The 13,772-nt window shown below is 69.3% G+C and carries 12 protein-coding genes and 1 pseudogene; 8 read left to right on the forward strand and 5 right to left on the reverse strand.

What is annotated here, in order from left to right; all coding sequences use genetic code 11:
• Positions 1–55: 55 nt before the first annotated feature.
• Positions 56–2,773 (reverse strand): helix-turn-helix transcriptional regulator, encoded by a 2,718-nt coding sequence (locus tag J3P44_RS08750; protein ID WP_255889922.1) that lies wholly within the window; start codon positions 2,771–2,773, stop codon positions 56–58.
• A 149-nt stretch (positions 2,774–2,922) separates the two neighbouring features.
• Here J3P44_RS08750 and J3P44_RS08755 point away from each other — a divergent pair, with 149 nt between their 5' ends.
• Positions 2,923–3,567, forward strand: a complete 645-nt coding sequence (locus tag J3P44_RS08755; protein ID WP_255889923.1) for a DJ-1/PfpI family protein — start codon at positions 2,923–2,925, stop codon at positions 3,565–3,567.
• Between the two features lie 46 nt (positions 3,568–3,613).
• The gene (locus tag J3P44_RS08760; protein WP_255889924.1) at positions 3,614–4,615 is read left to right on the forward strand and encodes an NAD(P)-dependent alcohol dehydrogenase; all 1,002 of its coding nucleotides are present in this window, start codon (positions 3,614–3,616) and stop codon (positions 4,613–4,615) included.
• A gap of 501 nt (positions 4,616–5,116) precedes the next feature.
• Here the strand turns inward: J3P44_RS08760 and J3P44_RS08765 are convergent.
• Complete coding sequence (locus J3P44_RS08765) at positions 5,117–6,001, reverse strand: phosphatase PAP2 family protein (protein ID WP_255889925.1); 885 nt, start codon at positions 5,999–6,001, stop codon at positions 5,117–5,119.
• Between the two features lie 241 nt (positions 6,002–6,242).
• Here J3P44_RS08765 and J3P44_RS08770 point away from each other — a divergent pair, with 241 nt between their 5' ends.
• Positions 6,243–7,145, forward strand: coding sequence for a YihY/virulence factor BrkB family protein (locus J3P44_RS08770; RefSeq protein ID WP_255889926.1), 903 nt, complete (start codon positions 6,243–6,245; stop codon positions 7,143–7,145).
• A 330-nt stretch (positions 7,146–7,475) separates the two neighbouring features.
• Here the strand turns inward: J3P44_RS08770 and J3P44_RS08775 are convergent, their stop codons facing one another.
• Positions 7,476–7,628 carry a hypothetical protein gene (locus J3P44_RS08775; RefSeq protein WP_255889927.1) on the reverse strand — a complete coding sequence of 51 codons (153 nt, stop codon included), beginning with the start codon at positions 7,626–7,628 and terminating at the stop codon, positions 7,476–7,478.
• Complete coding sequence (locus J3P44_RS25790) at positions 7,585–8,061, reverse strand: response regulator (RefSeq protein ID WP_372496511.1); 477 nt, start codon at positions 8,059–8,061, stop codon at positions 7,585–7,587. Before J3P44_RS25790 ends, J3P44_RS08775 begins: the two co-directional genes overlap by 44 nt.
• 276 nt (positions 8,062–8,337) lie before the next feature.
• Here J3P44_RS25790 and J3P44_RS08780 point away from each other — a divergent pair, with 276 nt between their 5' ends.
• Positions 8,338–9,753 carry a metallophosphoesterase family protein gene (locus J3P44_RS08780; protein WP_255889928.1) on the forward strand — a complete coding sequence of 472 codons (1,416 nt, stop codon included), beginning with the start codon at positions 8,338–8,340 and terminating at the stop codon, positions 9,751–9,753.
• Between the two features lie 259 nt (positions 9,754–10,012).
• On the opposite strand, the gene J3P44_RS08785 is transcribed toward J3P44_RS08780, so the two are convergent.
• Positions 10,013–10,423: a PRC-barrel domain-containing protein gene (locus tag J3P44_RS08785; RefSeq protein ID WP_255889929.1), complete on the reverse strand. Its 411-nt coding sequence runs from the start codon at positions 10,421–10,423 to the stop codon at positions 10,013–10,015.
• 150 nt (positions 10,424–10,573) lie between these two features.
• Between J3P44_RS08785 and J3P44_RS08790 the strand changes: the two are divergent.
• The 4 genes and pseudogenes from J3P44_RS08790 to J3P44_RS08805 all read left to right on the forward strand — a co-directional run.
• A pseudogene (locus tag J3P44_RS08790) lies at positions 10,574–10,853 on the forward strand (response regulator transcription factor); the annotation flags it as partial.
• Between the two features lie 84 nt (positions 10,854–10,937).
• Positions 10,938–11,312 carry a winged helix-turn-helix domain-containing protein gene (locus tag J3P44_RS08795; protein WP_255890027.1) on the forward strand — a complete coding sequence of 125 codons (375 nt, stop codon included), beginning with the start codon at positions 10,938–10,940 and terminating at the stop codon, positions 11,310–11,312.
• On the forward strand, positions 11,309–12,688 hold the full coding sequence (locus J3P44_RS08800; protein WP_255889930.1) for a sensor histidine kinase: 1,380 nt from the start codon (positions 11,309–11,311) through the stop codon (positions 12,686–12,688). Before J3P44_RS08795 ends, J3P44_RS08800 begins: the two co-directional genes overlap by 4 nt.
• Positions 12,689–12,827: 139 nt before the next feature.
• Positions 12,828–13,397 (forward strand): GerMN domain-containing protein, encoded by a 570-nt coding sequence (locus J3P44_RS08805; RefSeq protein ID WP_255889931.1) that lies wholly within the window; start codon positions 12,828–12,830, stop codon positions 13,395–13,397.
• Positions 13,398–13,772: the final 375 nt, after the last annotated feature.

Here is a 13,772-nt window from a genome sequence, read left to right on the forward strand (position 1 = left end):
CCGGGATCACCCCGGCCAGATGGCCGGGATCACCGGGACGAGCCGGGCGGTCGCCTCAGGTGAGGTCGAGCCGGGCCAGCTCACCGCGGGAGGTGACGCCTGCCTTGGAGAAGACGTTGCGGAGGTGGAAGGCGACGGTCCTCGGGGAGATCCAGCACTGCGCGGCCACGTCCTTGTTGGACATGCCCGAGCTGACGAGCTGGGCGATCTTGAGCTCCGTCGGTGTGAGCTGCAGCAGGGTGGACGGGTCGCGCTTGCGCGCGGTCTCACCGGACGCGCGCAGCTCCTGCTCGGCGCGGGCTGCCAAGGCCACCGCCTTGACGTCGCGGAACGCCTCGAGGGCGTGCCGCAGGTGCTGCCGGGCGTCGACGCGGCGCTGGTTGCGGCGCAGCCATTCGCCGTACGCCAGCTCGGCTCGCGCCACGTCGAGCGGGCGTGCGACGCCATCGGGGCTGGAGACCGCTTCGTGGAAGAACGACTCCGCATCGCCGTCCGCGGTCACAGCCCGGCCGAACGCCACGACCGAGCGTGCCCACGGGCGTCCAGTGGGCTCCGCGAACACGGCGAGCTCCTCGGTCCACCTGCGTGCTGCGACTGCGTCGCCGGCCCGGGACGCCACCTCGATCCGCTCGGCGGCCGCCATGCGTGCGATCACCGGCATCCGCAGCGCGGCGAGATGGTGGAGGGCGTCAGAGGCGTCCCCCTCGCCCGTGGCCCGCACCGCCATCGCCCACCGCGTGAGGTCGTGCACCGGGTCGGTCGTGATTCCGAGCGGATGGGTCGCGACCAGGTCCTCCAGCCGGAGCAAGAGGTCGTCGTAGTCCTCCCTGCCCTGGTGCGCCGCCAGCAGGGTGAGCCACGCGACCGGCAGGGCGGTCATCGCCGGCTGGCCGATGCTGTCCGCCAGCGCCAGCGCCTCCTCGGCACTGACGCGCAGGGCAAGGTGATCTCCCGCGGTGTAGTGGCCGAAGCACAGGCGCTGCAGGCAGTAGATGACAGCTGTGACGGCTCCCCCCTCCCGCGCGCGCGACAACGCATAGGAGTAGAACCGCTGCTGCCGCCGGTCGTCACCGAGCTGGAGCGCGGCGTTGCCCAGGTTCCAGAGCACGTCGCGATCGTCGACGTCCTCGCCGATGTCGAGGGCGAGGTCCAGTGCGGCGACCGCCTCCGACCACCGGCCCTCCGCCACCCGGGTCATGGCGAGGAGCATCTGTCGCAGGCAACGGGTGCGGGCGGAGTCGTCACCCGCGGTTGCGGCGAGGAGGTCGTCCGAGCGCAGGGGCGTCCCACTGTCGGCGCCGAAGGTGCGCATGACCGCCGCCGCGACACCGGTCTCCAGGGCCCGGGTCGGGTCGAGGGCATGCACGGCATGCGCCGCCTCGACGAAGATCCGGTGCGCCTCGGGTGCGGACCCGATGTTGACCTCGATGTGCCCACGCAGCCGTGCAACACCGCTCAACACGATCGGGTCCTGGGTCCCCTCCCGGGCCGAGGTGAGGAGCCTCTGCGCCCGTGCCGCCTGCCCGCAGGCCCACGCGCTGTGGGCAGCGGCGAAGGCGAGGCGGGCACGCCGCGACCCTTCCGTGGACAGCTCCGCCGCCCGTTCGTACGCCGTGAGGGCGGCCACGTATCCACCGCGGCGCTGCGACCGTGCGCCCACTCCCTCCAACGCGTCGACAAGCCCCTCGTCCGGACCTGCGGCCGCATACGCACGGTGCCAGGTCGCACGGTCTTCATCGCCCGTCGCGGTAAGCGCCTCGGCCAGGGCACGATGTGCCCGCCGCCGGTCAGGATCGGACGCGGCCTGGTAGATCGCCGAACGCACCAGCGGGTGCCGCAGCGACACGGCGTTCGGGGTGCCCACGAGCAGTCCCGAGTCCAACCCGGCCTGCAGGACATCCTCGCCGAGATCCAGTCGCTCGGACGCCCGGCGCAGCACATCGAGGCGGCCGGTGTCGTCAGCCGCCGCCAGCAGCAGCATGCTCTGCACCTGCTGCGGGAGTCGCCGGCTGCGGTCGAGGAAGGCCTGTTCGACGTGAGCGGTGAGATGCAGCTGATCAGGGAGCGCAGCCGCACCCTCCAGCTGGGCCTGGGTGAGCTCGCCAGGCAGCTCGAGCAGGGCCAGCGGGTTGCCGCGTGTGTCCTCGATCAGTCTCTGGACGACGTCCTCGGCGGGCTCGCCGCCCAAGCGATCGGCGAGGAGCGTACGAGCGGCCTCGCCGCCGAGTCCGGTCAGGGCGTGCTCGTCGACGCCCGGGGCCTCGAACCGCTCCCCCGCACCGTCCCTGGCGGCGAACACCATCGCCACCCGGTCGGCCCCCAGCCGACGGGCACAGAAGAGCAAGGCATCGGCCGAGGCCGAGTCCAGCCAGTGCGCGTCGTCAACGACGCACACGACCAGGGCCTCCTCCGCGGCAGTGGTCAGCAGTGACAAGGTGGCGACGCCGACGAGGAACGGCTCCACCGACGGACCCTCGTCCTCCCCGAACGCCACGCGCAGGGCTCGGGCCTGTGGTGTCGGGAGCTGGTCGCGCAGTCGCGCCAAGGGGCGCAGCAGCCGGTGCAGCGCCGCGAACGCCAAGGGCGCCTCGACCTCGAGCCCACGGGTTCGCAGCACCGTGGACTCCCCCGCTTCGGCGACCAGGACGTCCAGCAGTGCCGACTTGCCCACACCGGGCTCGCCGCGCACGACGATGCTGCCGGCCGTTCCGTGGCGGGCCTGAGCGACGAGCGCCGCGAGGAGCGCCCGCTCGGGGTCCCGACCGACCAGCACCTGCCGAACGTACACGCTCGCGGGCCCGCCGGTCAGCGGCAGACCCGGCGCTTTGGCCGGGGCGACGCGACCGGTCCGGCCGCAGGCTTGGACCACGTCGGGCACTGCCCGCACCCCGTCAGACGAGCCAAAACCCCAGGAGTCACCTGATGCATCTCCCGTCCCCCGCCGACGTCGGCCAGGACCGCAAGCCTCTGCCCGAGAGGCGGCGCCGGATCGGTCTCCTCGTCTTCGAAGGAGTCGAGGAACTGGACGCCGTAGGCCCGTGGGAGGTCCTCTCCCACTGGACCCAGCAGTATCCCGAGGACGGCTGGGACGCCTTCTGCCTCTCTGTCGACGGTGCGCCCGTCGTCGGCGCGAAGTCACTCATGCTGGGCGCGCACCACTCGTTCGACGACGCTCCCCCGCTCGACGTGCTGATCCATCCTGGGGGTCCTGGCACCAGGCCCATGCTCCAGGATCCCCACCACCTGGCGTGGGTCCGAGACCTCAGGGGCTCGGTCCCGCTGATGGCCTCGGTCTGCACCGGGAGCCTCGTCTACGCAGCGGCCGGCTTGCTGACCGGTCGTCGCGCCACCACCCACTGGGCGTCGCTCAACCTGCTGTCCGAGCTCGACCCCACCGTGATCACCGACGTCGCGGCGCGCTTCGTCGACGACGGCGACCTCATCACCAGCGCCGGAGTCAGCGCCGGGATCGACATGGCCCTGCACCTCGTGGCGCGGCTCAGCGACGTCGAGCGCGCCCGCGAGGTCCGCCGCTACATCCAGTACGACCCGATGCCACCGGTCTGAACCTGACCCACCCTGTCACCACACACCAGCGAGAAGGACGATCATCATGAACCCTGACACCCCCCACCCAGACACATCCACGATGCGTGCCATCACCCAATCCCGCTACGGCAGCTCCGACGTCCTGCGACTCTCACAGGTGCCTCGTCCCGTCGTCGGCGACGGCCAGGTGTTGATCCGTGTCCACGCCGCTGGGCTCGACCGCGGTACCGAGCACCTGATGACCGGCAAGCCGTATGCCGTGCGGCTCGCCCTCGGCATGCGCCGACCGAGGAACCCCGTCCCGGGTCGCGACGTCGCCGGCACCGTTGTGGAGACCGGTGCCGGCGTGACCCGCTTCGCACCGGGCGATGAGGTCTACGGCGTCGCGCCCGGCTCGTTCGCGGACTACGCCGTCACCGGCGAGGACAAGGTGGCCCTCAAGCCGGCCAGCATCTCGTTCGCGGAGGCTGCGGTCGTGCCAATCTCGGCAGGAACCGCACTCCAAGGCCTCACCGACGCGGGCAAGGTGGAGGCCGGCCAGTCCGTCCTCGTGACCGGCGCCTCCGGAGGCGTCGGCAGCTACGCGGTTCAGCTCGCGGTCAGCCTGGGAGCTGAGGTGACCGGGGTGTGCAGCGGCGCCAAGCTCGACCACGTGACCGCTCTCGGCGCCCATCACGTCCTGGACTACACCCGCGACGACTGGGCCGACGGAACACGCCGCTACGACCTCATCCTGGACGTCGCCGGCAACCCGTCCGTACGGCGCTTGCGCAAAGCTCTGAACCCGCACGGAACCGCCGTCATCGTCGGTGGCGAGCACGGTGGCGCCATCACCGGCATGGCCCGCCAGATCCGTGGCGCGATCCTGTCACCCTTCATCCGACAGAGGCTCGTTCCGCTTCTCGCGCGCGAGCGCGCCACCGACTACGAGCGACTCGCCCGGCTCGTCGAGGGCGGCCACCTGACTCCCTCCCTGGACCGCTGCTACCCGCTGGAGCAAGCAGCCGAGGCTATGCGGCAGTTGGAAGAAGGTACGGTCCGCGGCAAAGTCGCCATCGTTGTGTGATCCTCGCTCCCGCGGCTCGCTCTGGAGCTCGTCGTGGGGGACCGTGCTCCCTGCACCGTGGCTGGATCCGAGCTCACGCCAGAACCGGAGCAAGCGGCTCGGCGGTGTCCGCGGCCGGCGTCGCCAGGAGTGTCATGGCGGCGGGGACGACCACCATGCGGATCAAGGTGGCATCGACGAGCAGGCAACGCTGACCCGAACCCCATCTGCTGGAACATCACCAGCTGGCCAGCGGCGAACCCGGCGAACACGACCCCGAGGATCAGGGCTGCCCCTGTGATGATCGACGCTGCTCGCAGTCGCACCGCCCACGAGCACAGTGGCACCGGATCCCTCGAAGGCGGCTGGCACCAAGTTCGTACGAATGCGCTCCAGTCCACGGCGGGCCTGAGCGTGGTCCGGCTCACCGACGAGCGGGACACTGACCCCCCGTCACGTGGCGGTTGTGGGCGACCTGCTCCTGGGAAGGGCCGAAGTCCGGATCTCGATGCCCGCTGGTGGCTACGCCGGCTCGCCGTACCGCTCGGTGTCGCTCTCTGTGACCTGCAGGACCCACAGCATGCCGGCCAGCACGCCGAGGACGGTCCCGGCGATCAACGACCCCGCGGACAGGAACGCCAAGAGCGAGCCCACCAGGCTGTCCCGAACGGGGGCGACCGTGGAGAGCCCGATGCCGACGGCGACGCCGAGGCTGAGCGCCCCGGCAGACACCACGACCCACCACCTCAAGCCCAGTCCGGCTTGCGCATGCCGTCTGGGGCTCCCACAGGCCACCACGACAGAAATCGCGACCATCGTGCACACTCCCACCACCAGGAAACCGGCCATGGCGTCGGCCGTGCGATGCCATCCCGCGAACATGGTCGCCAGCGATATGCAGGCGGCGAAGCCGCCGCCGAGCAGGGCCACCGCCACCCGCCCGGCGCTAGGCAGGACGATGAGTAGGGCCGCCACCGCCGAGAACGCTGCCGTCGTGTGGCCGCTGGGCAGGCTGTTCAATGTGGAGGGACCCACTTCGTCCAACCCCAGGTCCGGACGGACGAGGAGATGGTCCTTGAGCACGCGGGTCGCCACGTTTGCGGTGACCAGCACCCCTACGGCGGCCAGGCCCCGGACTCGGTCCAGCCGGATCAGGGCGATGACCGCCACCGTGGCGACCGCACCCAACAGGGATCCCACCGAGACGACGTCCAGGATCGCATCCACCCTGTCGCGAATCGATGCGCCACTCAGGAGCGCACCGCGCAGGGAGGCGTCACTCACGACACGCCCGCGCACGGTGTGGACAGAGATGTAGTAGACCAGGACAAACGTCGCCGCGTACGCCGTTGCCATCGCAGCTGGCCACCTCAGCGCCACCAGTCCCCGCGCGTTCGAAGGCCGCATCACCCGACCATCCTCTACGCACGCGCCCCATGCGTCGATCCAGTGCTCGGACTCGAGCCGGAGACGTGCGCACCTCCCGCGCCCGAACACCGCGGGCCGACACTTCATCCGGTCGCTTCGCGTGGCCAACGACGACTCCGGGTACTGATTCGACATGGAACCACACAGAAGTTCGGTCGAACGGTTCCCAGGAGCCGAGGCCCGATACCCCACCGGTATCCCCCGGAAGGGATGGAAGCAGGTGGCGAAGCGCGTCTGGGACGAGACCCAGCTCGACCAGGTGCCATTGCTCGCTGCAGGAGTGGCCTTCTGGGGCTTCATCTCCTTGTTCCCGGCGATGATCGCGTCAGTGTCGCTCTACGGGCTCGCGGCAGATCCGGCCACAGTCAGCCGCCAGACCGAGGCGATCGCCGACGCGCTACCCCACGACGCCGCCTCACTCATCGCGGACCAGATGCACACGATCAGCTCCCAGCCCCAGGACGCACTCAGCTTCAGCCTGCTGCTGTCGGTCCTGCTTGCCCTATGGACGTCATCGGCGGCGGTCAGCAACATGATGTCGGCCATCAACACCGCCTACGACGAGGAGGAGACACGAAGCTACCTCCGTCGCAAGGGCATCGCCGTGCTACTGAGCCTCGGCGCGATCACCTTCGTGATCGTCGCGGTCGGCCTCATCGCGGTGACCCCCGTCGTGTTGGACACGTTCGTCTCTGACCGGACCACGCGGTCACTGCTCCAGGTCGGCCGCTGGGTAGGACTGGTGCTCGCGGTGATGGGAGGTACGGCGGTGCTCTACAAGCTGGCTCCGGACCGCAACCCCCCGCGTCTGGCGTGGGTGTCTGTCGGCTCCCTCGTGGCGACCGCGGTATGGCTCCTTGCGTCGGTGGTGTTCTCGCTGTATGTCGACAACTTCGGGCGCTACAGCCGAACGTACGGGGCGCTTGCCGGTGTCGCGGTCCTCATGCTCTGGATGTGGATCACTGCCCTCATCATTCTGGTGGGCGCCGAGATCAACGCCGAAGCGGAGCATCAGACGACGCTCGACTCGACCGTCGGGGAACCACAAGCCATGGGCCACCGCAACGCGGTCAAGGCCGACTCGTGGCCCGACACCGAGCACCGCGAGCGGAAGCGGACCTAGTGGGTTGCTCGGTCTGAGGGCCGCGTTCGCGGCGCTGCGCAACCTGGGCTTGGTCGCCCAAGCGGGCCATCAGCAACCTCTTGCCCTGCCCGCCGCCGTTGTGACTCTCGACGTGCGGCTGGGGGGACACCGGAGCACCTCTACGCGCGGTCCCGGACGGGCGTCCCGATCTCGGCCTGCCGGATGGTCTTGTACCCCGCCGATAACGGCGACCGGCGCACGTTGTGATTCCCACCGCGTCCCCCGTCCGGGTGACCGGCGAGCCCTTCGTCGCGCCCTTCATTCGCACACAGGGAAGACGATCTCCGCGATCGGGCCACTCTCGAGTGTTCAGCGCGGATAGGGGTAGGGCGGATATGCGTAGCCGGCCGTCCAGAACGGGGCGACGCCGTAGTAGCCGTAGTAGTCGTCGAACGAGCGCGTCTTGACGATCGCGGGGTCATAGGCGGGGCTGCCCACGACGTGTTCTCGGGTGGTGTCCACGCGAACGCGCTCGCCGACGTCGGTTTCGGCGTCGAATCTGGCGGCACACCTCGAATCCGTCGACATCCGGGAGCGTGATGTCGAGGCGGACGACGCCGATTTCTCGTTCGGCGAGCGCGAACAACCCTTCCTCACCGGTGCCGGCCTCCGTCACCTCGAACCCGTCCGCTCTGAGAGCCATGGCGACAGCACCCCTCCATCTCCCTCCGCCACGGAAGTGTCGCCACACATCCCGAGCCGCACCGCTGGGAGCGGGGCGGCGGGTCGCTCGCCCGGTTGCGGTCGACCTGCGCCTCACACGTGTTACAGGCCCACGAGCAGGAAGAATGCGAGGAGCACGCCGATGAGCACGATGTAGCCCCAGAGCATCACTTTCATGCCGCCCCCCTTCACGTATCGAGTCGTGTCGTCGAAGGGGGCGGCGTGCGAGCATGTCCTCACCCGCTGTGGTGAGGAGGTCCGGCCGTTGCACCCCATGCGCCGTCGCGGGCGAGTCGTGCTGCCCTGGCTGGGGTGTCTCCTGGTTGCAGCGCTGCTGTGCCTGCCATGGGCCGCCGAGAGGGCGATCGAGCGTGCACGTTTCGACGATCGGCTCGGAACGCTTCCGATCAGGATCGGTCTCGCGCACAACGGATACACGACCCTCGACACCGGCCTCTTGGGCAAGGTCTATTGGAAGCGTACGGCGCCGGGTGGGTTCGGTGCTCTCATGCGATCGACCGGACCGCCTCTGGCCGGCGGCACGCTGGCGTCGTACGTCTCCCCCACCTTTGTGCGAGCGAACACGGAGTTCCTGGACGATCCCGAAGGGGTCGCCGCTGTGTACGGCGCCGAGCTTCGACGCCAGGTCATCACCAGCACGGTCAAGGTCGCCCTCGTGGGCGGGGTCGTCGGGGGCACCCTCCTGGCCATCGGATGGTCCCTGACCGGCCAGTGGCCACGGCGCAGACGGAGGAGCGTGGCGACCCTTGTCGTCGTCGCGGGCGCCACCGTGTCGATCGTCGTGGGAGGCCTGCAGTTCCGCTCGTGGGACGGCAACGAGCCCATCGGGGACACCTACCCGCTCCCAGGACGGGCGGACCTGTCCTTCAGCAGCCCTCAGACCCGTGAGATCGCCCAGCAGGTGCAACCCTTCATCGAGAAGAACACGACTCGGATCCTGGACCGCGCCGAGCTGTACGAGGCCGCCGCCTTGAGCTCGTCGCGAGACGCGGTGCAAGAACGCTCGGACGCACTGGAGCCACGCGACGGGGAGGTGATCGTCCTGGCCGAGGCCGACCCCCAAGGCAGCCTGGTCGGCACCCGCGTCCGTCGCGGCCTCTACGCCACACTTGCCGAGGTGCTTCCAGACGACGCCATCGCCCTCCGCACGATCGCCGGCGACGTCACCTCCAACGGCACGGTCGCCGAGGCCGCGTTCGTGGAGGGCGAGGGCGTTGCCACTCCCGCGGTGCCGGTGGTCGCGGTCAAGGGTGACCATGACACCGACGTCACCGTCGACCAGCTCCTCGACGCGGGTGTCACCGTCGTTGAGAAGGAGGTCATCGAGGATCAGGGCCTGCGAGTCGCCGGCGTAGGGGACCCCACCTTCAAGGCACTGTTCGGCGGCATGGTCATCAACAGCTCCGGAGTCACACAGGCGGAGATCGGTGCGGGACTGCGCGAGGAGACGGAGTCCGAGAACGAGGACGATCCATCGGGGATTCAGGTCCTCCTTCACCAACCACATGCGGTCGAGGGCTACCTCGGAGTGGGTCTCGACGAGATCGCCGGCGCGGGCGGCTCCCTCACGACGCCGGTCGACGACGGCATCCCCGACCTGCCCCCCGGCACCGTGACCTACGGGCACCTGCACGACGCGGAGGGACCCTGGGTCATCTGGAACACCGACACCGACGAGCTGACCTGGACAGTGGTCACCCAGCTCGGCACTGCCGGCGGCGTGGAGGAGAACCCCACGATCAACCGGTTCTCCACGCCCTTCTCTGCCCCGCTGAAGACGCTGAGCACTCAACTCCACTACGTGGACGCCGAGAGCGGTCTTCAGACCGGCGTGGTCCCGATCACCTTTGCCACCGACGGCACCGCCACGATCGGCGACCGCATCGACCTCGGCCTCCAGTAACGGGTGTGCGTCCCGCGCGAACCCATACGGCCTGATCGCACGGGCCGGAAGGCGTCAATCCTGGCATGTCAATCTGGCATGGAACCCGCCGACACGGCACGTCGCAGGCGTGGCACCCGGCCCGTCACACGGCGCAGACGCCTACCAGCAGGATCCTCTGCGCGTCGCTCCAGGAGTCGAACCACATGCTCTCAGCCGTCGTCGTCTCGCGAGCGGGTCCGGAACTGCATGCGGGCGTCGCACGCCCAAACCTTCGGATTCACCAGCGCCGGTCGTGGAAGTAGGGGGTCGCGTGCTTTCCCTCCCAGAACGGCGAGTAGCCGAAGTAGGCGTACACCGCGCGGTAGTCCACCGGGCGCGCCAGGTCGGGGTCGTAGTCGAAGCCGGTCTCCACGTGCAGGTCGCTGCGTTCCAGCCGCACGGTGGCACCCACCTGGTCGACGGCTTCCACCGGCACCAGTCGTCGGTGCGCGCAGAGATCCAGGATCCCGCCGGACGCCACCACGAGCAGTCGCGCGCGCCGTTCTCGCTCGTCCATCAGGATCTCGTCCACCTCGCCGATGCGATGTCCCCTGGGGTCCAGGACGGTCATCCCTCTCACGTCGTCCCGCTCATCTGCGAGGTCGAGCTCGGTGTCACCCAGTGCAACGAGCTCAAGCGTCTTCGTCATCTCGTCTCCTCCAGTGCCGGTCATTGCCTTCGAGCATGGGGACCGGCTGTGACGAGCGAGCAGCGAAGAGCGTTGCAGTTTCGTGACAAACCGGCACCCGATCGCGTAGCACGTCCACCAGACCCGTTCGAGGATGTGACCATGGTGGGCATGGCCACTCGTGTGCTGGTGCTCGAGGACGACGACGGTCTTCGTACGTCGCTGCGTCTGGTGCTCGAGGACGACGGCTACGAGGTCGTCGAGGCGGCAGACGCGGAGACCGGACTCGAGGCGGTGTCGGACCCCGGCGTGGACATCATGCTCGTCGACCTGATGCTGGGAGGGGTGGACGGGTTCACGTTCATCCGCCGTGCCCGCCCACGGACCGAGGCACCCCATCGTGGTGATCAGCGCGCGTGACGGCGTCGACGACATCGTCTCGGCGCTGGAGGCCGGCGCTGACGACTACGTGACCAAGCCTTTCGACGTCGTCGAGGTGCAGGCCCGCCTCCGCGCGCTGCTGCGGCGTCCAGCGATGGCGACCACCGACTCGGACGACGCGAACGTGTCCCGAGCGGGCGATGGCGTCCAGCATGAAGTGTTCGTCCTCGACGCGACGTCAGGACCCCTCGTCTTCCACCGCGCTGCCGCTCAGCTCACCCGCGGCGACCGAGAGATCCACCTGACCATCACCGAGTACCGGTTGTTGTCCGCGCTGGTGGAGAACGCCGGACGCGTGCTGAGTCGCACGGCGTTGCTGGAGCACGTGTGGGAGCGCGGGTTCTTCGGCGACGAGCGCATCGTCGACGTGCACATCAGACGACTTCGCAAGAAGCTGGAGCTCGACCCCAGCGAGCCCCGGACGCTCGTGACCGTCCGCGGACTGGGCTACCGACTCGACGTGCGATGACCCCTCGCCCGACGCGTCCCGGCCTGCGCTCCTCGGTGACCGCGGCCTTCGCCGTCGGCGCGATGCTGTTGTCGGTCGCGCTGTCCCTGGGCACGTACCTCTCGGCCCGCCACGTCCTGGTCGAGCAGCGCGAACGAACAGCGCTGCGCCAGGCGTTCGCAGACGCGGCGCTTGTGCGCGACAGTCTCCGCACCCCTGGCACCGGGGTCAGCGAGGCCCTCAACTCCGTCGCCCCGCCGGCGGGGGCGTCCATGTACGTGCGCCGCGACGGCGAGTGGTACTCGTCGTCCCTCGACCAGTCTGGCGAGGAGCTCGCCGCCGAGGTGCGACCCATAGTGGGCAGCGGATCCGTGGGGGTGGCTTGGACCGCACTGACGGAGCCGAACGCACTCGTGGTGGGCATCCCGCTCCCGGCCGTGGACGCGGAGTACTACGAGGTCGCTGTCGCGGATGAGCTCGACGCCACGTTGCGTACCTTGTCCATCGCGTTGATGGTGGGTGCGGCTCTGACGACGCTCGCCGGAGCAGGGCTGGGGCGTGCGGCCAGCGCACGAGTACTGGCGCCGCTCGGCGACGTTGCCAGCGCCGCCCTCAGCGTCTCCGAGGGGAACCTCCGCACGCGCTTGCGAGACACCAGGGATCCCGATCTGTCTGTCCTGGTGGGCGCCTTCAACCACATGGTCGATGCACTGCACGATCGGATCGAACGAGACGCACGGTTCGCAGCAGACGTCAGTCACGAGCTCAGGACGCCTGTAACGACACTGAGGACCAGCCTGACGCTCTTGCAACGTGCCGACGGCCTCAGTGCTCAGGCAAGACACGCGGTCCAGCTCATGTCCGAGGAGCTGGCCCGTTTTCATCGGGCGCTCGAAGACCTGCTGGCGCTCGGCCGGTTGGACGCCGGCATCAACGAGGCGGAGCTCCGGCCAACTGGCGCTAGGGAGCTCGCCCGGCAGGCGCTCGTGACAAGCGGTCGTCCGAGGACGCTGCTCCAGGCGCAAGATTCCACCCCCGATCCCGCTGTCCTGGTGGATCGGCCACAGATGGTGCGTGCGCTGATCAACGTGTATGACAACGCTGACCTGCACGGACGAGGGTTCGCGCGTGTGGTGGTCAGCGAACATCCCCAGCATGTGGAGGTGCACGTCCGCGACCGCGGTCCCGGTGTGCCACCCGGTGACCGTCAGCGCATCTTCGAGCGCTTCGCTCGCGCGGGCGGAGCAAAGGCCGGGACCGGGAGCGGGCTCGGTCTGAGCATCGTGGCGCAGACGGTCAACCAGCACGGAGGAACGGTGTGGTGCACCCACGCCGAGGACGGAGCGTCTGAGTTCGTCATCCGACTGCCCCGTCACGCTGCACGAGAAGAGGCGTGACGTGCTGACCCGAGGGCGGGGCCCCGAGCTCGGCCGACAACGTCCGTGGCGTGTGCTGCTCCCGTCGCTGATGATTCTCGCCCTCGCGGCGTGCGGGCTCCCCGGAGGGGGAGACCCGCAGGTTGTCCCGAGAAACGATGTGCCCTACGAGCTCCTCGAGCCGGACGGACATAGGGGTGAGTCCGGGACCGCCCTCGCACCCCCGCTTCCCGAGCGGGTTCCCGTCGTCTTCTGGATCCGCGGCGACGAGCGGCTCGTCCCATCCGCAGTCGAGACGGTTTCGTGCGTCGACGGCGCAGAGGCCGTCGTGCGGCAAGTGCTGGACGCCCTCACCCTTTCCCCGACCCCGGAGCAGTGGACTGCCGGCCTGTCCTCTGCGATCCCATCCACCGCCCAGCTCGAGCTGATGAGCACCGACGATGGAGTGGCGGAGATCGAGCTCGACCCTGTCACCCTGGGGGACCCTGAGCGACTTCCGCTGGCGGTCGGCCAGCTCGTGCTGTCGGTGACCTCAGCGCCCGGAGTGGATGGCGTCAGGCTGCTCACCTCGGGACACATCGTGGACGTCCCCCTGCCCGGAGGCGCCCTCGCCGGCCGACCTGTGACCGCTGACGACTACGCCACTCTTCTACCGGACCGCCTCCTGGTCTCGCCACATGCTGTTCCCACCATGTCGGCGGACATCGGGTGCACCTCTCCCGCGCCCTGACTCGCCAAAGGCCAATATGACGGTGAGATGTCGACCGCATGACCCGTGCACGTCCATCCACGTCCACTCACGTCGACTTCCTTGCCCGAGCCACTGTCCAGATGCCTTGATGGAGGCGGCGGTCCAACGGTAAGGCTTGCACCGCCACGAGCGGCAGGAGAGAAGACACATGTTCCGCATCACTCCCAGAGCCCAGGCCGTTGCCCGCCGGGTGACGGCACATCCGCGTGTCGGCCAGAGCTCAGGTCTGCGCATCGCTGGCCAAGGGCCCGGCAAGGAGGCTCTCGGCGTCGGCACTGCCCCAGGGCCGGAGCCTGGGGACGAAGTCATCGAGCGAGACGGTGCCCGCATCTTCCTCGACAGACGTGCCCTTCC

It is taken from the genome of Nocardioides astragali, assembly GCF_024436375.1.
GTDB lineage: Bacteria > Actinomycetota > Actinomycetes > Propionibacteriales > Nocardioidaceae > Nocardioides > Nocardioides astragali.

Bases quoted from the DNA above. Each gene is read 5' to 3' on its own strand.
- J3P44_RS08755 (WP_255889923.1), top strand. From the start codon at position 2,923: ATGCATCTCCCGTCCCCCGCCGACGTCGGCCAGGACCGCAAGCCTCTG.
- J3P44_RS08760 (WP_255889924.1), top strand. From the start codon at position 3,614: ATGAACCCTGACACCCCCCACCCAGACACATCCACGATGCGTGCCATC.
- J3P44_RS08765 (WP_255889925.1), bottom strand. From the start codon at position 6,001: ATGCGGCCTTCGAACGCGCGGGGACTGGTGGCGCTGAGGTGGCCAGCT.
- J3P44_RS25790 (WP_372496511.1), bottom strand. From the start codon at position 8,061: ATGCTCGCACGCCGCCCCCTTCGACGACACGACTCGATACGTGAAGGG.
- J3P44_RS08780 (WP_255889928.1), top strand. From the start codon at position 8,338: ATGCGATCGACCGGACCGCCTCTGGCCGGCGGCACGCTGGCGTCGTAC.
- J3P44_RS08785 (WP_255889929.1), bottom strand. From the start codon at position 10,423: ATGACGAAGACGCTTGAGCTCGTTGCACTGGGTGACACCGAGCTCGAC.
- J3P44_RS08795 (WP_255890027.1), top strand. From the start codon at position 10,938: ATGGCGACCACCGACTCGGACGACGCGAACGTGTCCCGAGCGGGCGAT.
- J3P44_RS08800 (WP_255889930.1), top strand. From the start codon at position 11,309: ATGACCCCTCGCCCGACGCGTCCCGGCCTGCGCTCCTCGGTGACCGCG.